The 21,608-nt window shown below is 72.9% G+C and carries 20 protein-coding genes; 8 read left to right on the forward strand and 12 right to left on the reverse strand.

Features of this window, described 5'->3' with window-relative positions; translation table 11 throughout:
• Window positions 1–36 precede the first annotated feature (36 nt).
• Window positions 37–654, forward strand: a complete 618-nt coding sequence (locus tag AB0C38_RS36530) for a class I SAM-dependent methyltransferase (protein WP_360682338.1) — start codon at window positions 37–39, stop codon at window positions 652–654.
• Here the strand turns inward: AB0C38_RS36530 and AB0C38_RS36535 are convergent.
• Window positions 647–1,474 (reverse strand): HAD family hydrolase, encoded by an 828-nt coding sequence (locus AB0C38_RS36535; RefSeq protein WP_360682340.1) that lies wholly within the window; start codon window positions 1,472–1,474, stop codon window positions 647–649. The two genes, AB0C38_RS36530 and AB0C38_RS36535, sit on opposite strands and share 8 nt — an antisense overlap.
• Here AB0C38_RS36535 and AB0C38_RS36540 point away from each other — a divergent pair.
• On the forward strand, window positions 1,460–2,176 hold the full coding sequence (locus AB0C38_RS36540) for an ATP-binding protein (protein WP_360682341.1): 717 nt from the start codon (window positions 1,460–1,462) through the stop codon (window positions 2,174–2,176). The two genes, AB0C38_RS36535 and AB0C38_RS36540, sit on opposite strands and share 15 nt — an antisense overlap.
• A 114-nt stretch (window positions 2,177–2,290) precedes the next feature.
• Here the strand turns inward: AB0C38_RS36540 and AB0C38_RS36545 are convergent, their stop codons facing one another.
• Genes AB0C38_RS36545 through AB0C38_RS36570 form a run of 6 tightly spaced genes read right to left on the reverse strand, consistent with a single transcriptional unit; the run spans window position 2,291 to window position 8,592 of the window.
• Window positions 2,291–2,512, reverse strand: coding sequence for a DUF2188 domain-containing protein (locus AB0C38_RS36545; protein WP_360682342.1), 222 nt, complete (start codon window positions 2,510–2,512; stop codon window positions 2,291–2,293).
• A gap of 55 nt (window positions 2,513–2,567) precedes the next feature.
• Window positions 2,568–3,434 (reverse strand): 4-hydroxyphenyl-beta-ketoacyl-CoA hydrolase, encoded by an 867-nt coding sequence (gene couO, locus AB0C38_RS36550; RefSeq protein WP_360682343.1) that lies wholly within the window; start codon window positions 3,432–3,434, stop codon window positions 2,568–2,570.
• A 13-nt stretch (window positions 3,435–3,447) separates the two neighbouring features.
• The gene (locus AB0C38_RS36555; protein WP_360682344.1) at window positions 3,448–4,341 is read right to left on the reverse strand and encodes a 3-hydroxyacyl-CoA dehydrogenase NAD-binding domain-containing protein; all 894 of its coding nucleotides are present in this window, start codon (window positions 4,339–4,341) and stop codon (window positions 3,448–3,450) included.
• Window positions 4,338–6,257 (reverse strand): acetoacetate--CoA ligase, encoded by a 1,920-nt coding sequence (locus AB0C38_RS36560; RefSeq protein ID WP_360682345.1) that lies wholly within the window; start codon window positions 6,255–6,257, stop codon window positions 4,338–4,340. Before AB0C38_RS36560 ends, AB0C38_RS36555 begins: the two co-directional genes overlap by 4 nt.
• A complete protein-coding gene (locus AB0C38_RS36565; RefSeq protein ID WP_360682346.1) occupies window positions 6,254–7,030 on the reverse strand; it encodes a crotonase/enoyl-CoA hydratase family protein in 777 nt (258 codons plus the stop codon). The genes AB0C38_RS36560 and AB0C38_RS36565 overlap by 4 nt, the downstream gene beginning before the upstream one ends.
• Entirely contained in the window at window positions 7,027–8,592 is a 1,566-nt protein-coding gene (locus AB0C38_RS36570) for a long-chain fatty acid--CoA ligase (protein ID WP_360682347.1), read from the reverse strand. The genes AB0C38_RS36565 and AB0C38_RS36570 overlap by 4 nt, the downstream gene beginning before the upstream one ends.
• A 301-nt stretch (window positions 8,593–8,893) precedes the next feature.
• Here AB0C38_RS36570 and AB0C38_RS36575 point away from each other — a divergent pair, with 301 nt between their 5' ends.
• Entirely contained in the window at window positions 8,894–9,316 is a 423-nt protein-coding gene (locus tag AB0C38_RS36575; RefSeq protein WP_360682348.1) for an STAS domain-containing protein, read from the forward strand.
• On the opposite strand, the gene AB0C38_RS36580 is transcribed toward AB0C38_RS36575, so the two are convergent.
• Both AB0C38_RS36580 and AB0C38_RS36585 read right to left on the reverse strand, forming a co-directional pair.
• The gene (locus tag AB0C38_RS36580; RefSeq protein ID WP_360682349.1) at window positions 9,313–10,125 is read right to left on the reverse strand and encodes a siderophore-interacting protein; all 813 of its coding nucleotides are present in this window, start codon (window positions 10,123–10,125) and stop codon (window positions 9,313–9,315) included. The genes AB0C38_RS36575 and AB0C38_RS36580 overlap by 4 nt on opposite strands.
• Window positions 10,126–10,151: 26 nt before the next feature.
• Window positions 10,152–11,090 carry an NAD-dependent epimerase/dehydratase family protein gene (locus AB0C38_RS36585; RefSeq protein WP_360682350.1) on the reverse strand — a complete coding sequence of 313 codons (939 nt, stop codon included), beginning with the start codon at window positions 11,088–11,090 and terminating at the stop codon, window positions 10,152–10,154.
• 122 nt (window positions 11,091–11,212) lie between these two features.
• Here AB0C38_RS36585 and AB0C38_RS36590 point away from each other — a divergent pair, with 122 nt between their 5' ends.
• Window positions 11,213–11,887: a TetR/AcrR family transcriptional regulator gene (locus AB0C38_RS36590; protein WP_360682351.1), complete on the forward strand. Its 675-nt coding sequence runs from the start codon at window positions 11,213–11,215 to the stop codon at window positions 11,885–11,887.
• A gap of 29 nt (window positions 11,888–11,916) precedes the next feature.
• Here the strand turns inward: AB0C38_RS36590 and AB0C38_RS36595 are convergent, their stop codons facing one another.
• Window positions 11,917–12,834, reverse strand: coding sequence for an anti-sigma factor RsbA family regulatory protein (locus tag AB0C38_RS36595; RefSeq protein ID WP_360682352.1), 918 nt, complete (start codon window positions 12,832–12,834; stop codon window positions 11,917–11,919).
• A 49-nt stretch (window positions 12,835–12,883) separates the two neighbouring features.
• The gene (locus AB0C38_RS36600; RefSeq protein ID WP_360682353.1) at window positions 12,884–14,173 is read right to left on the reverse strand and encodes a low temperature requirement protein A; all 1,290 of its coding nucleotides are present in this window, start codon (window positions 14,171–14,173) and stop codon (window positions 12,884–12,886) included.
• Between the two features lie 449 nt (window positions 14,174–14,622).
• On the opposite strand from AB0C38_RS36600, the gene AB0C38_RS36605 reads away from it, so the two are divergent.
• The 4 genes from AB0C38_RS36605 to AB0C38_RS36620 are packed head-to-tail and all read left to right on the forward strand — an operon-like array spanning window position 14,623 to window position 19,024.
• Complete coding sequence (locus AB0C38_RS36605) at window positions 14,623–17,340, forward strand: ATP-binding protein (RefSeq protein ID WP_360682354.1); 2,718 nt, start codon at window positions 14,623–14,625, stop codon at window positions 17,338–17,340.
• The gene (locus AB0C38_RS36610) at window positions 17,337–17,846 is read left to right on the forward strand and encodes a roadblock/LC7 domain-containing protein (protein WP_360682355.1); all 510 of its coding nucleotides are present in this window, start codon (window positions 17,337–17,339) and stop codon (window positions 17,844–17,846) included. The genes AB0C38_RS36605 and AB0C38_RS36610 overlap by 4 nt, the downstream gene beginning before the upstream one ends.
• The gene (locus AB0C38_RS36615) at window positions 17,843–18,235 is read left to right on the forward strand and encodes a DUF742 domain-containing protein (protein ID WP_360682356.1); all 393 of its coding nucleotides are present in this window, start codon (window positions 17,843–17,845) and stop codon (window positions 18,233–18,235) included. Before AB0C38_RS36610 ends, AB0C38_RS36615 begins: the two co-directional genes overlap by 4 nt.
• 18 nt (window positions 18,236–18,253) lie before the next feature.
• Window positions 18,254–19,024, forward strand: a complete 771-nt coding sequence (locus tag AB0C38_RS36620; protein WP_360682357.1) for an MHYT domain-containing protein — start codon at window positions 18,254–18,256, stop codon at window positions 19,022–19,024.
• 60 nt (window positions 19,025–19,084) lie between these two features.
• On the opposite strand, the gene AB0C38_RS36625 is transcribed toward AB0C38_RS36620, so the two are convergent.
• Window positions 19,085–21,475 (reverse strand): hypothetical protein, encoded by a 2,391-nt coding sequence (locus AB0C38_RS36625; RefSeq protein ID WP_360682358.1) that lies wholly within the window; start codon window positions 21,473–21,475, stop codon window positions 19,085–19,087.
• Between the last annotated feature and the right edge of the window lie 133 nt (window positions 21,476–21,608).

Here is a 21,608-nt window from a genome sequence, read left to right on the forward strand (position 1 = left end):
ACCCGATCCCGGGCCGGTTCGTGCTTCGCTGGGGACATGACGAAGGCGCAGCGGTGGAACCGGTACTGGGACCGCAAGTCGGCGACCTACGACGCGGAGATGGGCGTCTGGGACCGCCGCCTCTTCGGGGACTCGCGGGAGTGGGCGTGCGGGCAGGCGACCGGTGACGTCCTGGAGGTCGCCGTCGGGACGGGGCTCAACCTGGCCTGGTACCCCGCCGAAGTGACGCTCACCGGGCTCGACCTGAGTTCCGGGATGCTCGAGCTCGCGCGTGCCCGAGCCGGCGACCTCGGCCGGGCGGTCACCCTGCGGCAGGGCAGCGCCCACGAGCTGCCGTTCGCCGAGGCGTCGTTCGACACCGTGGTGTGCACGTTCGGCCTCTGCGCGATCCCGGACCCCGCGGCGGCGGTGGGCGAGATGGCGCGCGTCCTGCGTCCCGGCGGGCGGCTGATCCTGGTCGATCACGTGGCCGGCTCGTCTTTCGTGGTGCGCGCCGCCCAGTGGCTGGTGGAGCTGGCCAGCGTTCCCTTGGCGGGCGAGCACTTCCGGCGGCGGCCGCTGAAGCTGGTGGAGGCACTCGGGTTGCCGATCGACCGGCGGGAGCGGTTCAAGCTGGGGCTCGTCGAGCGGCTGGTGGCCCGGAAGGTCAGCTGAACAGCTCCGCCAGCGGGCTCTTCTCGAGGTCGGCGAGCAGGGCCGCGACGTCGTCGTAGGTCGCGATGGCTCCCGCTTCCGTCAGTTCCGCCGCGCTGACGCCGCCCGACAGCACGCCGATCGTGCGTACGCCGGCCTTCGTGGCCGCTCGCACGTCCCAGACCGCGTCGCCGACGAAGAGTGTGTCCTCCGGGGATGTCCCGGCCTTCTCCAGCGCCACCAGCACCGGTTCCGGGTCCGGTTTCGTCGCCTCGACGTCGTGGCCGGCGACGATGTCCTCGACCACGTCGTCCACGTCGAGAACGCGACGCAGCTGGTCCAGCTCGTCGGGACCCGCCGACGTCGCCAGGACGACCCGCACGCCCTTCGCGGTCAGGGCCCTGATCAACTCCGGGGCGTGGTCGAACGGTCGCAGCAGCCCGGCCGTCTCCAGGTAGAAGCGGCTGTGCAGGTCCTTCACCTCGTCGCCGACGCGCTCGGCGTCCTCGTCTCCCAGGAGCGTGCTCAGCAGCTTGCCGGACCCCTTGCCGAGCGCACGGTGCACGCGCCAGGAGTCGACCGGGCGCTCGAGTTCGTGGAACGCCCGCCGCCAGGCGTGGACGTGCAGGTAATTGGAGTCGACGAGCGTGCCGTCGACGTCGAACAGGACCGCGGTGGCGATGGTGGGCTCCTTCCCGTGCCGGAGTCGCGTGGGTACCCGCGCGAGGGCGGGCGTACACGCGACGCTGTGCCGGGTTTGAGCGGTCCCGGACCGGTTATCCGAAGGGTCAGGCCGGATTTCCGGCCCTCTGAGGAGGTGGTCGCCGTGCGCGGCCGGCACAGCTCGGTGCGGATGGTCCCTCGCTACGGTGCGACGACGACGGTGCTCGTCGACGGCGTGCTCGATCGGACCACCCGTCCACACCTGAAGGACGGCCTGCTCGCCCTCGCCGCCGAGTCGCCCGAAGGCCTTCTCGTCGACATCGAGCGCCTCGAACTCCGCGAACCGGCGCTGACGGGGGTGTTCGCGCTGGTCGCCCTGCGGATCGGGGACTGGCCGGCGGTGCCGTTCGCGCTCGTCACCGGCCGGGAGGACCAGCGCGCGCGGCTGGCCGGCCAGCCCGTGCCGGTCTACCCGGACGCCGCCACGGCGGAAGCCGCGGTGAGCCACCCCGAACGCCGGCGCGCCGGGCGGGTGACCGCGCGGACGTCGGCTCGCGCCCGCGGGTTCGTCCGCGGCGCCTGCGACCACTGGCGGGTGCCCGAGCTGGCCGAGGACGCGGAGCTGGTCGCCACCGAGTTCGTCGAGAACGCGTTGCGGCACACGGACTCGGTGCCGCGGCTGGCGGTCGAGCTGCGGCACGGGACGCTGACCGTCGAGGTGGCCGACGAAAGCCCGCGCCCGGCGGTGCTCCGCGAAGGGCTCGACCCGATCGAGACGGGACTCGGCCTGCGGATGGTCGCCAAGGTCGCGAAGAGGTGGGGGAGCAGCCGCCGCCGCTCCGGCGGCAAGACCGTGTGGGCCGTGCTGCCCCGGGCCTGAGGTCCGCGTCACGTCGGGGAACACCGGGCTTTCCGCTGCGTTGTAACGGATACAGGCTCCCGCCCCGCTCGCAGGTCCACCCCCGGCCTTCGCCGAGCGTGGGCGGGTCTTCGTCTATTGTGGACGTTTGACCCGCGGCCGGAAGTCGCGCTCGGTCTCGACGTCGCCCTCCGGCGTGTGGACCACGTGCACGACGTGCCGCTTCTTCGCGATCAGCCGGCCGGCGAGCACGGCGTCGGTCCGGCGGGGCGAGGTGTTGGAGGCCCGGGTCCCGCCCTCGACGCGGTTCTTCCACAGCCCGTCCTCGAAGTAGGTGTGCACGTCACCCTCGGCCATCCCGGCACCTCCCGGAGTCTCCGGGCGGGTGCCCCGGGACGGACCGGACAAACGTTCAGCCCAGGCCGAGCACCCGGACGGCGTTGTCCTTGAGGATCAGCGGCCGCACTTCCTCCTTGATGTCGAGGGCCGCGAAGTCGGCGAGCCAGCGGTCCGGCGTGATCACCGGGAAGTCCGAGCCGAACAGCACCTTGCGCTTCAACAGCGAGTTCGCCGCGCGGACCAGCTGCGGCGGGAAGTACTTCGGCGACCAGCCGGAGAGGTCGATGTACACGTTCGCCTTGTGCGTCGCGACCGAGATCGCCTCGTCCTGCCACGGCACCGACGGGTGCGCCAGGATGATCGTCAGCTCCGGGAAGTCGGCGGCGACGTCGTCGAGCAGCATCGGGTTCGAGTAGCGCAGCTTGATGCCGTGCCCGCCCGGCAGCCCGGCGCCGATCCCGGTCTGCCCGGTGTGGAACAGCGCCGGCACACCCAGCTCCTGGATGGCCTCGTAAAGCGGGTAGTGGCGGACGTCGTTCGGTTCGAACGCCTGCAGGCTGGGGTGGAACTTGAAGCCGCGCACGCCGTGCTCGGCGACCAGCCGCCGCGCGCGGCGCACGGCGGCCTGGCCGGCGTGCGGGTCGACCGAGCCGAAGGGGATGAGCACGTCCGCGTGCTCGGCGGCGGCGTCGGCGATTTCCTCGCTCGAGAGCGCGGGATGCCCGGTCGCGGCCGGCGCTTCGACCGTGAAGACGACGGCGGCCATGTTCCGCGCCCGGTAGTGCTCGGCGATCGAGGCCACCGTCGGCGTGCGGTCCTGGTCGGCGCGGAAGTACTTCGCCGACGCGTCCAGGAGCTCCTGGTCGAGGGCGAAACAGCCGTGCCCGTCCTGCTCGACGTGGGTGTGGACGTCGATGGCGGTCAGTGCGGAAAGGTCCACGGGAGCTCCAGGTTCAGGGCAGGTCGGGCTGCGCGGCCTTGGCGGCCAGCAGGCGTTCGAGGACGGCGTCGCGGGCGGCGACGAGGGCACGGTCGTCGGTGCCGGCCCGTTCGGCGTCGACCCCGGCGACGAGCGTTTCGGCCAGCTCCGGGGTCAGGTGGACGCGGCCGAGGTCGCGCCACCACTCTTCGGTGGGCGGGCCGAGGTGCGCCAGGACGTGCGCGAGCCCGCCCGCGCCGCCGGAGAGGTGCTGGTTGAGGAACGGGCCGAGCACGGCCCACCGCAGTCCAGGCCCGTACGCGATCGCCGTGTCGATGTCGGCGACCGTCGCGACCCCGCGTTCGACCAGTGAATACGCCTCCTGCCACAGCGCGGCCTGCAGCCGGTTCGCGACGTGGCCGGGCAGCTCGCGCGACAACCGGATCGGCCGCTTCCCGACCGAGGTGTAGAACGCCACGGCCCGGTCGACGACTTCGGGCGCGGTCTCGCGGCCGGGCACGACCTCGACGAGCGGGATCAGGTGCGGCGGGTTGAACGGGTGCCCGATGACGACCCGCTCGGGATGGCGCGGGCAGCCGCGGGCGATGACGCTGGGCAGCAGCCCGGACGAGCTGCTCGCCAGGATCACGTCCGGCCGCGCGGCCTCGTCGAGCACGCCGAACAACGCGTGCTTGACGTCTTCACGCTCAGGACCGTTCTCCTGCACGAAATCCGCCGCCGCGGCCGCTTCGCCGGCGTCGGCGACGAACCGCAGCCGATCCGTCGACGCTCCTTCGAGCGCACCTCGCAACCGTTCTTCGGCGCCGGGCGCCGGATCGGTGGCGACGACGTCGAGGCCGTGGGCGAGGAAGAGCGCCGCCCAGCTCGCACCGATCACGCCGGTGCCGACGACCGCGACGGTGCTCATGCGAGCGTCCCGAAGTGGTCCAGCGCGGTGGGATCGGCCAGCACGTCCCGGCCGACGACGTCGTCGGCCCGGGCGCCGAGCAGGAGTTTCTTCACGGGCAGCTCCAGCTTCTTCCCGGTGCGGTTGCGGGGGATCACCGGGACGGCGGTGATCGTGTCCGGCACATGCCGCGGCGACAGCGCGCTCTTCAACGCCGTCGCGATCTTCGCGCGCAGCGGTGCGTCCAAGGCGCCGTCCCGGAGGACGACGTAGAGGCGGAGGTCGCCGTTGCCGCCCGCGGGGTCTTCGAGGTGCACGACGAGCGAGTCGTCGATCTCGGGCAGCTCCTCGACGACGGCGTAGAACTCGGCGGTGCCGAGCCGGACGCCGCCGCGGTTGAGGGTCGCGTCCGAGCGGCCGGCGATGACGCAGCTGCCTTCGGGGGAGAACCGGATCCAGTCGCCGTGGCGCCAGACGCCGGGATAGGTGGCGAAGTACGTCTCCCGGTAGCGCGAACCCGTGTCGTCGCCCCAGAACCCGACCGGCATGGACGGCATCGGCGCGGTGATGACGAGCTCGCCCAGCTCGCCGACCACGGTGTTGCCGTCGACGTCGAACGCCTTCGCGTCGACCCCGAGGCAGGGCCCGGAGATCTCGCCGGCGAGCACGGGCTGCAGCGGGCCGCCCTGCACGATCCCGCTGCAGACGTCGGTGCCGCCGCTGCCGACGTTGAGCAGCACGTCCGGACCGAAGACGTCCCGCACCCAGTGGTAGCCCTCGGCAGGCAGCGGGCTGCCCGCCGCGCCGATCTGCCGGAGCGCGGTCAGGTCGAACGACGCGGCCGGGTCGAGGCCCGCTTTCCGGCACGCCATCAGGAAGCCCGGGCTCGCGCCCATCAGCGTCGCGCGGGTCTCGGCGGCGAGCCGCCACTGCCACGCCAGGTCCGGGTGCAGCGGGTTGCCGTCGACCAGCACGATCGACGCGCCGGTGAGCAGCCCGGAGACCAGCGCGTTCCACATCATCCAGGCGGTGGTGGAAAACCACAGCAGCCGGTCGCCGGGGCGCAGGTCCCAGCTGAGGCCGTGGTTCTTCAGGTGTTCCAGCAGGATCCCGCCGTGGCCGTGCACGATCGCCTTCGGCTTGCCGGTGGTGCCGGAGGAGAACAGCACGCACAGCGGGTGGGCGAAGCCGACCGGCTCGAACCCGGGCGCGCTTTCGGCGAGCAGTTCGCTCCAGGGGAGCGTGTCCGGGAGGTCGTGGTCGCCGTAGGGGACGTGGACGACGTGCTCGACGGTCGGCAGGCCGGCGCGGATCTCGGCGACCTCCGCGCGGCGGTCGACGTCCTTGGCGCCGTAGCGGTAGCCGGCCACGGTCAGCAGGACCCGCGGTCCGACCTGGCCGAACCGGTCGACCACCGAGCGGGCGCCGAACTCGGGCGCGCAGGACGCCCAGACCGCGCCGAGGCTCGCGGCCGCCAGGTAGGCGACGACGGTTTCGGGGATGTTCGGCAGGTACGCCACGACGCGGTCACCGCGCCCGACGCCGAGCCGGGCCAGGCCCGCCCGCGCCCGGGCGACCTGGTCCCGCAGCTCGCCCCACGTCAGCTCGGTGCGGTCGCGGGTCTGCGAGTAGCCGATGACGGCGACCTCGTCGTCGGGCTGGTGGCCGAGGGCGTGCTCGGCGTAGTTGAGGGTCGCGCCGGGGAACCACTCCGTGCCGGGCATCCGCGGGTCCGGCACGACACTCGAAGCGGGGGAGGGAAAGCGGACGCCGAAGAAGTCCTTGATCGACGACCAGAAGCCGTCGAGGTCGGTCACCGACCAGCGGTGCAGCGCGGCGTAGTCGTCGAAGGCGTGGCCGCGGGCGGCCAGCCAGCCCAGGTACCGGCCGATCTCGGTGGTTCCGCGGACGTCGGGCGCGACCGGGCGCAGGATCATCGGCCGACCTTCCCGGCGCGCTTGTCCAGGAACGCCTGCATCCGTTCCTTGGCCTCGGCGCTGCCACTGGCGACGGCGGCCATCAGCGACTCCATCAGGTAGCCCTCGGCCGGGTTGGCCTCGGCGATGCGGGGGAGGGCCTGCAGGACGGCGAAGTTCGTGATCGGCGAGTTCGCGGCGATCTTGCGGGCCAGGCCGAGCGCGTGCTCGAAGCCGTCGTCGACGAGGTAGTGCGACAGCCCGGCGGCGTGGCCTTCGCCGGCGTCGAGGACGCGGCCGGTGAGCATCATGTCGGCCATCCGGTGCACGCCGATCAGCCGCGGTACCCGCACCGACGCGCCGCCGCCGACGAACAGGCCGCGCTGGCCCTCCGGCAGCGCGTAGAACGCCGAGGGCTCGGCGACGCGGATGTGCGCGGCCGCCGCGAGCTCCAGGCCGCCGCCGACGACCGCGCCCCGGAGCACGGCGACGACCGGGACGCGCCCGCGTTCGAGCCGCTCGAAGGCGCGGTGCCACATCATCGAGTGCTCCAGGCCTTCGAACGCGTCGCGCTCGGTGAGCTCGGAAAGGTCGAGCCCGGCGGAGAAGTGCTCGCCCACGGCGTCGAGCACGACGGCCTTGATCCCGCGCGGGGGCGCGCCGAAGAACGATTCGAGGCCGAGCACGGTGGCGTCGTCGAGGGCGTTGCGCTTCTCGGGGCGAGCCAGTCGCAGCACGGCGACGTCGTCGAGCAGCTCCAAACGCAGCGAAGGGGGCAGGAGAGGGATCGTCATGCTGGTCCGTTCGGGAAGGATGCGGCGGCTCGCTCGCGGAGCTCGACGCGGCGGATCTTGCCGGTGGCGTTGACCGGCAGGCTTTCGGTGAACTGCACGTGCTTGGGCACCTTGTAGCGGGCGAGGTGCCGTTCGAGGTGGGCCCGGAAGGCGGCTTCGTCGAGTTCGGCGCCGGCCCGGCGGACGACGAAGGCGGCGCCGACCTCGCCCCAGCGTTCGTCGGCCACCCCCACGACGGCGCAGGCGTCGACCTCGTCGAGCCGGACCGCGACCGCCTCGATCTCGGCGGGGTAGACGTTCTCGCCACCCGAGATGATCATGTCCTTGACGCGGTCGACGACGTGGGCCCAGCCGTCGTCCTCGACGCGGACGACGTCACCGGTGCGGAACCAGCCGTCGTCGACGAAGCTCGCCTTCGACTCCTCGGGCCGGTTCCAGTAGCCGCCGAACACGTGCGGGCCGCGCACCAGCAGCTCCGCGGGCGTCTCACCGAGCGGTTCGGGAGTGAGGTCCGGGCCGAGGCCGGCGACGTCGGTGAAGAAGTGCGGCACGCCCGCGGCGACGGGGTGCTCGAGCGTGCCTTCGTGGGTGGCCATCGAGACGCCCGGCGAGGCTTCGGTCATGCCGTAGCCCTGGAGGAGTTTCACGCCGCGGTCGAGCCACGCGCGGGCGACGCGCTCGGCGACCGGCGAGCCGCCGTAGAGCACGCACGTCAGCGAGCTCAGGTCCGTGCGGTCCCAGGACTCGTGGCGGCACAGCATCTCCAGCATCGTGGGGACCGCGGAGAAGCTCGTGATCCCGGCTTCGCCGATCCGGCCGAGGATCGCGCCCGGGTCGAACTTCGCCACCGGTTCCACGCTGCCGCCCTTGAACAGCGTCGGCAGCGTGATCTGGCCCAGCCCGACGCAGTGGAACAGCGGCGCGATGCACAGCGCCTTGTCGGTGCCCAGGACGTCGAGGTGGGCGAGCTGGTTGACGGTGTTCCAGGTGAGATTCCCGTGGGTGAGGACCGCCGCCTTCGGCCGGCCGGTGGTGCCGGAGGTGTAGAGCAGCAGGCAGGGGTCGTCGAGCCGGACCTCGGTGGCCGGCGGGTCGCCGGCGGCGGCGATTTCGGCTTCGTAGCCGACCCCGCCCGCCGGGCAGGACGCCGGGTCCGTCGCGACGACGTGCCGGAGGGTCTCCGGCAGCGGCCCGGTCAGCAGGGCGTCGGTGTCCGGGCTGTGCACGAGCACCGAAGCGCCGCTGTCTTCGAGCATGTAGCGGATTTCGGTGGGGGAGAGCCGGTAGTTGAGCGGTACGAAGAGCGCGCCGAGGCGGGCGGTGGCGAAGAGCGTTTCGAAGACGGTGACGTCGTTGACGCCGAGGTAGGCCACGCGGTCGCCCGGGCGCACGCCCAGCCGGGCCAGCGCGCCGGCCAGCCGGTCGACGCGGGCGGCGAGTCCGGCGTAGGTACGCGTGCTTCCGGGCTGGACGAGCGCGGTGCGACCGGGCGAGATCCGGGCCCGGCGGGCGGGCCAGCTACCGAGGCCGAAGTCGGCCGGGCCGTGCGGCGATCGGGTCAAGCCGGGCACCTCCGTGCGCTATATCAGGAACCCTGAGACGCTGTCGAGCATGACCGTCACCCGCACGGGCTGTCAAGAGCGAGGGCCCCGGGTGCCGGTTTTTGGTACGTACGCCGGGAAGACGCGCTTTCGGCGGACAGCGGGAGAGTGTGATTTCGGCCGTTGGCGGGGTTGCGCCGTTTGGATCAAGTACTAGGCTGCGAGGGTGCGGTTCAGGAGCAGCCGCCTCCCCCGACTTGCCGGCGTTCGAGCGGGCAGTGGACACCGCTCGGCACGTCATCCGCGACTTGAAGGCGTACAGATGTTAGTCGTGCAACACCCCGCGACGGCGATCCCCATGACGCCGCCGTCGCCCCGCCGGGAACGCAGTGCGTTCGACATCCAGGTGATCCGGCCGTACTTCGGCGCGGTCATGGTCCGGATCCGCGGCGCGCTCGACGAAGACAGCGCCGCCGAGCTCTCCTCGGTGCTCCGCACGTGGGCGCACCGGAAGTTCCCGGTCCTGGTGCTCGACCTGTCGGAGGTCGACTTCCTGGACTCGGCCGGGCTTTCCGTGCTCGCCGAAATCCACGGGCGCACGATCCGCGAGAGCACCACCCTCCGGATCGTCACCGGGGACAACCGCGTCGTGCGCCGGGCGCTGGCCGGGAGCGGTCTCGACCACGCGCTGAACCTGAGTCCGTTGCCGGCGGGCTGGGAACGGGCGACCGAGATCCCGGACTAGCGGGCCTTCCAGTACCCGCAGAACATGATGTCGTTCTTCGGGATCCCGGCCCGCACCCAGTGCCGCCGCAGCGAGACCGCGAGGCCCGCTTCCCCGACCACCCAGGCGTGCACGGGGGTGTTCGGCGCGGGCAGGTCCTGAGCGGCGGCCAGCGCCGTCCGCCCGGGAACGGCCCCGCGGGCCCGGGGCAGCCAGCCGACCTCGACGCCGGGCGGCGCAACGAGCGGCTGCCGGTCGTCGTCCTCGGGGATCTCGATCAGAGCGTGCCCGGTCGCGGTGTCCGGCAGGGAAGCCAGCACGCCCGCGATCGCCGGCAGCCCGCTTTCGTCGGCCACGAGCAGGAAGCGGTCCCGGCCGGGCGCGGGGTTGAAGCCGATCCCCTCGTCGAGGATGGCGACGGCGTCCCCGCGCGTGCAACTCCGCGCCCAGGTGGCGGCGGGCCCGCCGCCTTCGTCGCCGTGGAGGACGAAGTCGACGTCGAGCTCCGGGCCGTCGGGCCCGTCCGGGCGGTGGGCGCGGACGGTGTAGTTGCGCAGCACGGGCCGCGTGGTCTTCGCGATGGTCAGGTACTTGGCGTAGGACAGGGCGTTGAGCGTCCGGGGGAGCCGGGACAGGGAGTCCTCGGCGACCGGGATGAAGAGCCGGAACCACTGGTCGAACCCCATGGGGGTGAAGCCGGCGACGTCCTCCTGGCCGATGGTGACCCGCGAGAAGTGCGCCGAGATCCGTTCCCGGCGCAGGACGCGGAGGGTGAGCAGCTCGGCGGTGCCGGGCTTGATCCGCGAAGCGGTCATGTTCTGCCGGGCCATCGGTCCTCCAGTTAGGTAAGGCTCGCCTAATCACTGGAGAGTAGCAAACGCTTCCGGTCTTCGACCGTCTCCCGCAACGCGTCGTCGGTCGAGGTCGGCTCGATGCCGAACGCCGCGGTCGCCGCCGAGGAGTCCAGGACGAACGGCCCCCGCAGCTGGTACTGCATCTCCACCATTTCCCGCGCGGCCGGGGTGAAGAGGCCGGCCAGGCGCAGGGCGATGCCCGGCATGGTCGTCACGCGGGCCGCCGGTGCTCCCGCCAGCTCCGCGGCGCGGGTCGCCAGCCGGCGCAGCGACATCGGCGGTGCGGTCGGCGCGTGCCAGGGTCGGCCCCACGCCCCTTCGGCGGCCGCGACCGCGATCAGCGTGCGGGCCACGTCGCCGACGTACGTCCAGCTGTGCGGGGCGTCGAGGTCGGCCGGGGCCGAAGCGCGCTTGCCGGCCAAGACCTTCGGCAGCACCAAGGTCGTGAACGCCGACAGGGTTCCCGCGCCGAGGTAGTCCGACCCGCGGACCTCGGCCGTGCGGATCCGCCCGGCCTCGTGCGCCGCGAGCTGGTCGGCCCAGAGCTTCGCCCGCACCTCGCCCTTCACCGAGTTGGGCCGCGCCGGGAGCCGCTCGGTCATCGGGCCGTCGACGGCGCCGTACGCGTAGAGGTTGCCGGTCGTGACGAGTACCGCGCCGCCGGCCTCGGCCGCGTGCAGGAGGGCCGCGCCCAGCGGCGGCCAGTCGGTGGGCCAGCGGTGGTACGCGGGTCCCGCGCAGCTGTAGAGCGCGGCCGCGCCGGACGTGTGGTGCGCGAGCGTGGCGGCGTCGGAGGCGTCCGCCGCGACCAGTTCGACACCGGCGACGGCCGGGCCGCCGCCGCGACGGGTGATCAGGCGGACCTCTTCGCCGCGGGTGGCGAGCAGGCGAGCGGTGGCCGAGCCGACCGGACCGGCGCCGACGATGACGTGCAGAGCCATGGAAACCCCCAGGAGAGAACACTGTTCTCGGACGAGAACACCGTACTGCGCCGGCAGTCGCCGGGTCAAGAACAGTGTTCTCGTCGAGTTCGGGTGTTCTCGCGATGTGCGACACTGGGGCCGTGTCCGCCTCGTCGCTGCGCGCCCGGGTCCGCTCGGAGATGCACCAGGAGATCAAGGAAGCCGCCCGCCGCCGCCTCGCCACGGAGGGCGCGAACCTCTCGCTGCGGGCGGTCGCCCGGGACATGGGCCTCGTCGCTTCGGCGCTGTACCGGTACTTCCCGAGCCGCGACGCCCTGCTGACGGCGTTGATCATCGACGCCTACGACGACCTGGGGGAGGCGGCGGCCGAGGCGGAAGCGGCGGTCGCGCGCGACGACCTGCGCGGCCGGTGGCTCGCCGCGTGCCACGCGGTGCGGTCCTGGGCGCTGGCGCACCCGGCCGAGTACGGCCTGCTCTACGGCAACCCCGTCCCCGGCTACGCGGCGCCGCCGGAAACCGTGGTGCCGGCGTCGAAGGTGATCCTGCTGCTGGCGGCGATCGCCGGCGAGGCCCCGGACGTCCCGGCCGGGTCACCGCCGCCCGAGCCGGTCCGCGCCGACCTGCGCCGCCTGATCGACGACCAGGGCGGCGGCCTGTCCGAGGAACGGCTGGACCGGGCTCTGCTGGCCTGGACGCACCTGTTCGGCCAGGTCAACTTCGAGGTCTTCCACCGCCTCGACGACATGGTCCAGGCCCGCGCCGAGTACTTCGGGCACCACATGGGCCTGCTGGCCGACCTCGCCGGCCTGCCCTGAGCCCGCTCAGGCCTTCAGCCCTCAGCTCCTCAGACGCGGAAGTACGCGCGGAACGTCGTGCCGTGGTCGCCGGTGTGCAGGCGGACCAGGTCGGCGACGTAGTTGACCAGCAGCAGCCCACGGCCCCGGGTCTGCTCCGGCGTCGCGGGCCGGCGGCCGGCGAGGGGATCGGTCAGGGTGCCGCCGTCGTGGACCTCGCAGACGAACTCGCCGTCTTCGCTCCACAGCCGGACCGTGCCCGTCCCGCTGCCGTGTTCGACGGAGTTGGAGAGCAGCTCCGTGACGACGACCTCGACGTCGCAGACCTGGTCGGCGCTCAGCCCGGCGGCGGCCGCGTGGACGTGCGCCGTCGCCCGGGCCGCGGCGAGGTCCGTCGTGTCCGGCAGCTCCACCACGGGATCGGGCGCCGGCGGAAGCGGCCGGTTGTACCGCGCGAGCACGTCGTCCGGTGCGTAGGCGGTGCTGGGGCGCCGGCCCGCGCTGTCGATCAGGACCGGGTGGGTGGCTTCGGCGTCGGCGAGCGCGGCCGGGTCGAGGCGGGAAACGTCGTACGGGCACAGGATCGTCACGTCCCGGCCGGTGAAGGCCCGGTTGATGAGCGCTTCGTGCTGCACGCACGCCGGGTACTCGACGGCCGACCGCTCCGCCCAGATCGGTTCGCCGATGATCCGCACCGGGCCGCCGGGGTGGGCGTCGGCGAAGGCCCGCAGCACCCGGGGGATGATCCGCCCGGGGTTGCGGCCGGCGTCGGTCATGTCCAGCAGGCGGACGTCGGCGGCGTCCGAGCCGAGCTCGCGCCGCAGCAGCTCGAGGTTGCGCCCCGGCACCGCGACGGCGACCGGCTCACCGGCGGCGAGCCCGTTCCCCACGAACGGCACGGTGCCGGCCAGGTACTCGGCGTCGTCCCGGTAGAACAACGCCGGGTGCGCGAAAGGATCCGCGCTCACATCGCCTCCCTGGGCCGAGGACGCCCTCCAGTATGCGCGGAGGCCACCGTCAGCCTTCCGGTGGGCGTTCGCCGGCGGCCCGGCGCTGCCGCTGCTCCTGGATGTCGCGCAGGAACGCCACCGGGTCGTCGCCCATGCGGTCGAGCGCGAGGTGGCGGATCCCCGCCGCGACGACCGTGCTGCCGACCGCCCACGCGGCGATCACCACGACCACCGCGGGCGCCGGGAGGACCCGGGCCAGGAACGCGAGGCACACCGTGGCCGCCAGGGCCGCGCCCCGGGCCACGCTGGCGTACCAGCGCGGACGCCCGGGCACCGAGAAGACCCGGGTGCCGGCCAGGTACATCGTCAGGCCGATGGTCGTGAACCACGCCGCCGCCTGGGGCGGGGACTCGTGCAGCGACAGGTTCACCCCGGCCGCGATGAGCAGCAGCGCGAAGGCCGGGAAGAGGTGGCCGACCGCGTAGAGCGAGTACGCGAGCGCGGGGTTGCCGCCGGAGAGGTCGAGCATGCGCTCGTAGATCCGCGCGGCCGACGAGAAGTACAGCCACCACAGCGCGCCCGCCATCACCAGACCGGCGACCAGGGACGCCCAGTAGGCGACGTCGTCGGCGGGACGTTCCAGCGCGGCCGTGCCGACCGTGATCACCAGCTCGCCGAGGAGCAGGATCATGAACAGCCCGAAGCGCTCGGCGAGGTGGGCGGAGTCGACGGCCAGGTTCGGGTCGCTCGGCGGCTTCAGCAGCATCCGCCACTGGTCGGCCTGCGAGGGCCGTTGCCGGGGCTCGCCGCGGCGCCGTCCGCGGCGGTCGCCGAGCAGCAGGAAGCCCGCCTCCTGCAGCAGCGCGAACGCCCACAGCGCCCACGTGAACGGGACGAACGCCGAAACGCCGAACAGCACCGCCGAAACCGCGTAGCCCCAGCTGATCCGGCTCTGGTCGAGGCCCGGGCGGGCCGGCCACCGGTGCGCGGCCGCCAGGATCAGGCGGACCCCGGCCATGGCCGCCGCGAAGACCGCCGGGTGCCCGTCGAAGACGTGGTGCGCCTGCGTCGCGGCGATCCCGCAGGGGATGGTGCCGGCGAGCACGAACAGCCGGTCGGCGGCGCGGCTGTCGTCGCCGCGGCGGTTGTAGAGCACGGCGAAGCCGATCCACGTCCACCACAGCGTCGCGAACAGGCCGAGCGCGGCCGCGGCGCGCATCCAGTGCGGGTCCGCGACGATGCCGTGCGCCACCTGGCCCACCGCGAACACGAAGACCAAGTCGAAGTACAGCTCGACCCACCCGACCCGCTTGCCGTGGGCCGCGCCGCCCTCGTTGTCAACATCCACTTCGGTCACGGCGGCGATTCTGCCGCGTGTCCCGCCGTCGCTCCCACCCGGGCGTCGGGGGGAATTAATAACAAACTATTCGAACAATGGCCGACTTCGCCACGAATTCGAACTCGCGGCTTCTGTGGGTAATTCTGCCGCCAGTGTGGCAGGCGGGCTATTTACGCCATGTCAGGCCCTGGAGCTGGGCGAACCTGCTTGTACGGTGTACAAGCAGCGACCGTCGGAACACAATGCGTGAACTGTCGGAGCCGGTCGGAAGGAATTCATTCCCCGCGTTCCGAAACGCCGGTCCTTAGGGTTGACAAGGATGCCGGGCGTGATGTCTTCTGCTGGTCGGCTCGATCAACACCGAATCTTCCCCAGACCCCGGGAGAGACGCGATCGGCCCTGGGGCCATCGTCCTGTCCGAGTTCGACGTCAGCCGTCCGCGCGGCTGGGAATCGAGCGATTCCGCCATGCACGAAAGCAGATCCACGCCCCGCCGGCCGGCGGACGCCGCGTGGTCGCCGGCGCATTGGAGCGTCCGCACCAAGATCAGCGTCGTCCTGCTGCTGCCGGTCCTGGTCGCCGTGGCGCTGGCGGAGATCCGCATCCAGAGCGAGCTGGACCGGGCGACCGCGCTCAGCGCGGCGCGCGACCGGCTGCCGGTGCTGCGGGACTCGATCGACCTGACCGCGTCGCTGGGCCAGGAGATGGTCGCCGCGGTGGCCGTCCCGGCCGGGGCGCCGGACACGCTGACCGCCGCCGTCGACGCGAAGGTGGCCGCCGTCCAGCGCGACACCGGCTTCGCGCCGCTGCCCGCGGACACCGGCCGGGCGCTGAACACCGCACTGGGCAAGCTCGCCGGCATCCGCGCCGCCGGCGCCGGCGGCGGCGACGTCCGCACGAAGGCCGCCGGCTACAACGACATCATCTCCACCCTCGGCGACCTCCTGCCCGCGTTCGTCCCGGCCGACGCCGGCAGCGACGCCACCGCCGGCGCGGACACCGCCCGGCTGCTGGTGCACCTGCGGGGCGAGCTGGCCACCGAGGAGACCTACGTGCGGGCGGCCGGGAACAGCCCCGACGACGGCTCGCTGCGGCCGGCCGTCGTGCAGACCACCGCCGAACAGGAAGTGCTCGCCGAGCAGGCCGAACACCAGCTCTCGGGCGACATCCTGAACCGGTTCAAGGCGGCGACGAGCTCGGCCGAGGGCCGGCTCGACGCCCTGCAGGGCTCCGGCGACAACGGCACCGCGGCGCTCGCGTCGTTCGCCCCCACGATCACCGCCGAGACCACCGGGGTGACGGCCGTGCTGAACGACGTCGCGGCGAAGCTGACCGGCGACGTCTCGGCCGCGGCGGACCGCGCCCGGTCGGACTCGCTGCGTGACACGGCCCTGGTCCTCGGCGCGCTGCTCGGCGCGCTCGCGATCGCCCTGCTGGTGGTGCGCTCGCTCGTCACGCCGGTGCGCCGCCTGCGCGCGGCCGCCCTGCGCGCGGCGAACGAACAGCTCCCGGAGACCGTCCGGCAGGTCCGCGAAGGCCACGACATCGACTGGCGCGCGGTGCCCGACTCGGGGATCAAGACCGAGGAGGAGATCGGGCAGCTCGCCCACGCCTTCGACGACATGCACCGCCAGGCCGTCCGGCTCGCCGTCGAGCAGGCCGAGCTGCGCAAGCAGGTCAGCGAGATGTTCATGACGCTGTCGCGGCGGAGCCAGTCGCTGGTCGAGCAGCAGCTGTCGATCATCGAAGACCTCGAGGCGGGGGAGCAGAACCCGAAGCGGCTCGACGAGCTGTTCCGGATCGACCACATCGCGACCCGGCTGCGCCGCAACGGCGAGAACCTGCACGTGCTGGCGGGTGGCCGCCCGGTCCGGCACGGCCGCGAACCGGTGCCCACCCGCGACCTGCTGCGCGCCGCGACGTCGGAGGTCAAGGACTACCGGCGGGTGGCGATGGGCAACGCGCCGCGCAGCTCGGTGCAGCCCGAAACGGCCGCGGACGTGGTGCACATCCTCGCGGAGCTGCTGGAGAACGCGACGCGGTTCTCCCCTCCGGAGCACAAGGTCGCGCTGACGGCCGACCGCGGCGCCGACGGCGGGCTGCTCATCGAGGTCGTCGACCAAGGTCTCGGGATGACCGCGGCGGAGCTCACGGCGGTGAACGACCGCCTCGCCGCGGCGGGGACCGTCGGCCCGGAGACCACCCGCCGGATGGGGCTGTTCGTGGTCGGCAGGCTCGCCGCCCTGCACGGCGTCACGGTGCGGCTGCGCGCGACCGGAACGGGCGCGCGGCACGCGGGGGTCACGGCGAGCGTGCACGTCCCGGGCGCACTGGTCATCGCCGACCTGGCCCGCCCGATCGGCGGCGGCCGGCTCGCGAAGGCCGGCGCCGCGGCCGGCGGCCGCAACGGCCACACCCGGCCGCCGGTGGTGCCGGCGCAGGCCGCGACGCCGATCTTCGAGCAGGTCGTGACGAGCTGGTTCGTCGAGCCGGACATGAAGCCACTGCCCCGGCGGGAGGTGCCGGCCGAACCGGTGGAGTGGCCGGCCGCCGCGGAAGGCGCGGCAGCGGAGTGGCCTCCCGCGGTGCCGAACGGCCGGGTCACCCGGCCGGGGGCGGCGGACCGGCCGGCTTCGGCCGATCACGGCGCCCGGCCCGGGTCACCGGCGGATTCGACCGCTCCGGCCGACGCGGCGGACTGGCCACCCCCGGCCGACGAGCCGGCGGTCCCGGCCGATCGAGCCGGCCGGAACGGAACCACGGCGGCGCACCGGGCCGCCGAACCCGAACCCGCCGAGCAGCCGGCCTCGGCGTCGCCCGCGGAGGAAAGCGCGGACTGGCCGACCTCGATCGAAGAGCCCGTGGCCCGGCCCGAACCGGCTGCCGCGCCGGTGGGGCAGTGGGAGACCCCGGCCGACCGCACGCGCCAAGCCGCCGAAAGCGCTCTCAAGCCGGCGATCGCGCAGCGGCTCACCGACGCGGGGCTGCCGACCCGGCGGCCCGGGGCCCAGCTCGCCCCCGGCGCGGTCGTCCCGCGCGTGCGCGAGCAGACCAGCGGGTCGTTCCGCGACGCCGCCGCCGTCCGCACCAGTCTCTCCCGGCACTACCAGGGCATGCGCGCGGCCCGGCGGGAGACCGCGGCCCGCACCGAAGAATCCGGAAAGGACGAAGTGGATCCGCGATGACGGAACTTCCCGACGTACAGCCCCGACGCTCCGGCGCCCAACCGGCGGCCCGGTCCCTCAACGGGACACTGGCCTTCCCCGGTTCCGCCGCGCCGCCCGAGCGGACGGCGACGTTGAACTGGCTGGTCAGCGGGTTCGTCCAGGACGTCTCGGGGGTCGCGCACGCCGTGCTGGTCTCCGCCGACGGCCTGCTGGTGGCCGCCGACGAGGCCCTGCCACGCGAGCGCGCCGACCAGCTGGCGGCCATCGCGGCCGGGCTGTCCAGCCTGTCGCTGGGTACCGCGGAGCTGTTCACCGCCGGGCGGGTGGTGCAGTCGGTGATCGAGATGGAGCAGGGGTTCCTGCTGCTGATGAGCGTGGGCGACGGCTCGAACCTGGTCGTCCTCGCTTCGACCGGCTGCGACATCGGCCTGGTCGGCTACGAGATGACGATGCTGGTCGAGCGAGTGGGGCAGAAGGTCGACGTGCCCGCACGCGAGATGCCGGTGGCCCAGGACCACCGGTGATCGACGACCCGCCGCCCGGGCTGTACGGGGACGAGCCGCGCCGGAGCCCGGCGCTCGCCCGCCCGTACGCCTGGACGGAAGGCCGGACGGCGCCGACGGTCGAGATCGCCGTCGAAGCCCTGGTCGAAACCACGGCGGCGGGCCGGGCCGAGGCGCCTTACCTCACGTCGAGCGCGCTGGCGCAGGTCACCGAGGTCTGCGCCCGGCCGCGGTCGCTGATGGAGATCGCCGCGCTGCTGGCGCTGCCGCTCGGCGTGGTCCGCGTGCTCGTGTCGGACCTCATGCAGGACCACCTGGTGATCGTCCGCGACACGCTGTCGGACACGTCCACCTGGGACGAGCGCCACGATCTGATGGAACGCGTGCTGCACGGTCTGCGCGACCTGTAGCCCCGGGAAGGACTCGTCATGGAACACTTCGCACTCGGGCACTGGCTGCTCGTGCTCGCCTACCTGACCTCGGTGGTCGGCTGCGCGCTCGGGCTGGCGTGCGCGGTCCAGGCCCGCCACGCGGCGACCCCCGCCCACCGCATGCGGTGGCTGGTACTGGCGGCGATCTCGATCGGCGGCGTCGGCATCTGGCTGATGCACTTCGTCGCGATGCTCGGGTTCAGCACCCCGGGGATGCCGGTCCGCTACGACGTCTTCCGCACGGTGCTGTCGGCGATCCTCTCGGTGTCGGCGGTGTTCGCCGGTCTCGTGGTGGTGGGCGGCCGCGCGAAGTTCGGCTGGTGGCGCCTCGCACTCGGCGGCGTCATCACGGGCCTGGCGGTGAACGTCATGCACTACACGGGAATGTCGGCCCTGCGGGTGAAGGGCGACTTCAGCTACGACGGCGGCCTGGTCGCGCTGTCGGTGGTGATCGCGGTGGTGGCGGCGACGGCGGCGCTGTGGTTCGCGGTGTTCCTGGACCGGTTGTCCCTGCGCCTGCTGGCGGGCTTCGTGATGGGCGCGGCGGTGACGGGCATGCACTACACGGGCATGGCGGCGGTCCAGATGAACATGGACATGAACGCCGCGGACCCGGCGGGGGTCGAGGTGTTCTCGTTCCTGTTCCCGGTGTTCGTCCTGGCGGCGATCGCGATGGCGGTCCCGCTGTGCGCGGTGTTGATGGCGCCGCCGGTCTCGCCGAAGGCCGCGGAATCGGACTTCGTCGCGGAGGATGCTGTTGCGGTGTGAGGGTCGTGAGTGAGAAACAGTGTGCCAACCCTGTTTCTCACTCACGACCCGGTCACCTGGCTACAGGATGCACAGCAGCGAACAGGCCTTCGCCGACGACCAGCCCGTGTGGGACGGCGGTGTCCCCGGGGGAACGTTCACCGGCACGTAGCTCACCTTCGCCTGGTTGGTGATCGGGAACAGGTTCAGCAACGCGTAAGTCGAGCAATAGACCTGCTTCGACTGCGCGGCCGCCAACGTGAACGGCCCCGTCTGGCAGGACGGCTCCACGCTGTCCACGACCTGCGCCGACGTGATCCCGACCGGGCCGAGGTTCGTCACCGTGATCCGCCAGTACGCCGTCGCGTTCAGCAGGCCCAAGAGACCGACCCCCGCCTGCTTCGCCCACGGTCCGACGCCACCCGGGCCGCACTTCGAGGCCACCGACGACGTGCAGATCTCCTTCTCCACCTTGACCGCCGGCGTGCACGACGCACCCGGGGCGACCGGCAGGGTCACCGTGTTCGACGTGAACGAACCCGTCGAATCCGTGCCCGTGGCCGTGTTCGCGACACTGGAGACAGCGCAGTCCGTCGCGATCGTCGTGCGGAAGCACAGCTGCGGTGCGTCGCCCGCGTAGTCGACCACCAGGCGGCCGCTGAAGCCGGTTCCGTTGTGCAGCACCAGGGTCGTCGTCACCGTGATCGACGGGTGCGCCGCCACCGACACGCCCGTCAGGTCGACGGAGCCGTCCGGGGCGAAGCCCGGGGTCGGCACCGTCGCACCACCCTGGTCCACCACCGTCACCCGGGACGCCGCGAAGTCGACGTTCGCCGGGTCGACGCCCGTCAGCCGCGCCGCCGTGTACCCCTGGACGTGCGAGCCGCCGTCACAGTAGAAGTCGCCCGGCCGCACCGTCACCTGGCCGCCGGATCGGACGCACGGCGTGGCCCCCGTCGCCGGGTCCATCGAGAACAGCACGCCCGAGTCGCCCAGGCCGATCAGGCAGCCCGACGGCGGGTCGTACGTGTACCCGTAGTCCCGGGTGGCTCCGCCGTTCACCGACGGGTGCGTGATCACGGCCGGCAGGCCCGCGCACGCCGCCCCCGTCGCCCAGTCGTGGCACAGCGCCGCGCCCGCGTAACCGCCGTTCCAGATGGGGAGGTAGCTGCGCACGTGGCCGTTCGGGTCGGTGACGACCTCCGGGGGGAAGACGTAGACCCCGCCCGTCAGCGAAGCCGGGCCCGGTGGCGCCGTCAGCGTCGACCCGTCGAGCGCGTAGCACGTCGTGACGTTCGTGCCGCCGGTCGTCGACGCGCACGCGCCCGCCGGGGCGCCGGTCGTGCCGAACGCCGTGTAGGCGTTGTAGTTGTAGTTCCCGGCCGGTCCCGTCGGCCGCGAGGACGCCCAGCCGGCGCACGCCGTGGCCGTCGCCGGGTCGAAGCAGCCCAGCGCCGGCTGCTGCGCGGTGCCCGGGCTCGACGTCGACGCGAACACCTTGCCTCCCACCAGGGTGGGCGCGCCGTAGACGTACGGCTGGTTCGCGGCCGGCACGATCGGCGCGTACGGCTGGCCGCCGCAGGCGCTCTGGGTGGCGATGGTCCAGCAGACCACCGCGCCGCTGCTGACGATCCCGTACAGGTTGGCGCCGCTCTGCACGAACCCGCCGATGCTGCTCACCGGCGGCGAACCACCGGTGGCGGACAACGACCAGTACCCGCAGTTGGCCGACGCGGCCATGTCGAGGCAGCCGACGCCGACCGACGCGGCCGTGACGGCGGGGTAGTAGACCTTCGCGGGCACCGCGGGGTCGTGCACGTACTGCGAAACCATGGTGCTGGCGATGTCGCCGGCCCCCAGGGTGCCGAGCGGGCCGGCCGCGGTGTTGAGCACCTTCGGCCACGGGCCGCCCGGGCAGCGCTGCCCGGTGGCGAGGTCGGTGCACACGACCTTCGGCGACGTCGCGCCGAGGTGGTGGAAGATGTTCCAGGCCTGCAGGACGCCGCCCGGGGTGCGGTAGAGGATCGGCGTGAAGCCGTCGCCGCCGGTCGCGGTCGTCACCGCCTGCACGGGCGGGGTGAGCGAGGCGGACAACGAGGTCGCGTCGGGCCCGGCGTCCGGGTTGGTCGCGCGCACGGCGGTGACCCCGGACGCGGGTTCGGTGCCGGCGAAGGTGCTGCCGTCGGTGGACCACGACGGCGCCCACCCGGGCGGCGCGTGCAGCGAACCGGACTGGAAGGCCTGGCCCGCGCCGACGGCGTCGGTGATGGTGGCGGCGCCGCTCCCGGTCGCCTGGTCGTCGTAGCCGATGACCCAGTTCGCGGTCGCCCCGTGGTCGGCGGGGGAACCGGTGCCCTGCACGGACTTCGTGAGTCCCGAGACGGGGGCGGCATCGGCGGTCGTGGGCAGCGCGACGGCGGTGGCCGCGACGAGCACCAGGGGCAGCACTGCTCCCAGCATGCGTCTTCGCATGAATGGTCCTCGATTCTTTTCGCAACGGTTGGTTCCAGAAACGGTTTCCTGGCCGAAGGAAAATCCTATGCCGCACCGGGAGTGCGTTGAAGCGCTCTCACCCGGGCGCCAGAAAGGCGAAGCCAACAGTGCA

It is taken from the genome of Amycolatopsis sp. NPDC048633, from assembly GCF_040650695.1.
GTDB lineage: Bacteria > Actinomycetota > Actinomycetes > Mycobacteriales > Pseudonocardiaceae > Amycolatopsis.

Excerpts from the sequence above, each read along its gene's own strand:
- AB0C38_RS36530 (WP_360682338.1), top strand. The coding sequence starts at position 37 with ATGACGAAGGCGCAGCGGTGGAACCGGTACTGGGACCGCAAGTCGGCG.
- AB0C38_RS36545 (WP_360682342.1), bottom strand. The coding sequence starts at position 2,512 with ATGGCCGAGGGTGACGTGCACACCTACTTCGAGGACGGGCTGTGGAAG.
- AB0C38_RS36555 (WP_360682344.1), bottom strand. The coding sequence starts at position 4,341 with ATGAGCACCGTCGCGGTCGTCGGCACCGGCGTGATCGGTGCGAGCTGG.
- AB0C38_RS36560 (WP_360682345.1), bottom strand. The coding sequence starts at position 6,257 with ATGATCCTGCGCCCGGTCGCGCCCGACGTCCGCGGAACCACCGAGATC.
- AB0C38_RS36565 (WP_360682346.1), bottom strand. The coding sequence starts at position 7,030 with ATGACGATCCCTCTCCTGCCCCCTTCGCTGCGTTTGGAGCTGCTCGAC.
- AB0C38_RS36575 (WP_360682348.1), top strand. The coding sequence starts at position 8,894 with ATGTTAGTCGTGCAACACCCCGCGACGGCGATCCCCATGACGCCGCCG.
- AB0C38_RS36580 (WP_360682349.1), bottom strand. The coding sequence starts at position 10,125 with ATGGCCCGGCAGAACATGACCGCTTCGCGGATCAAGCCCGGCACCGCC.
- AB0C38_RS36585 (WP_360682350.1), bottom strand. The coding sequence starts at position 11,090 with ATGGCTCTGCACGTCATCGTCGGCGCCGGTCCGGTCGGCTCGGCCACC.
- AB0C38_RS36605 (WP_360682354.1), top strand. The coding sequence starts at position 14,623 with ATGCACGAAAGCAGATCCACGCCCCGCCGGCCGGCGGACGCCGCGTGG.
- AB0C38_RS36610 (WP_360682355.1), top strand. The coding sequence starts at position 17,337 with ATGACGGAACTTCCCGACGTACAGCCCCGACGCTCCGGCGCCCAACCG.
- AB0C38_RS36620 (WP_360682357.1), top strand. The coding sequence starts at position 18,254 with ATGGAACACTTCGCACTCGGGCACTGGCTGCTCGTGCTCGCCTACCTG.
- AB0C38_RS36625 (WP_360682358.1), bottom strand. The coding sequence starts at position 21,475 with ATGCGAAGACGCATGCTGGGAGCAGTGCTGCCCCTGGTGCTCGTCGCG.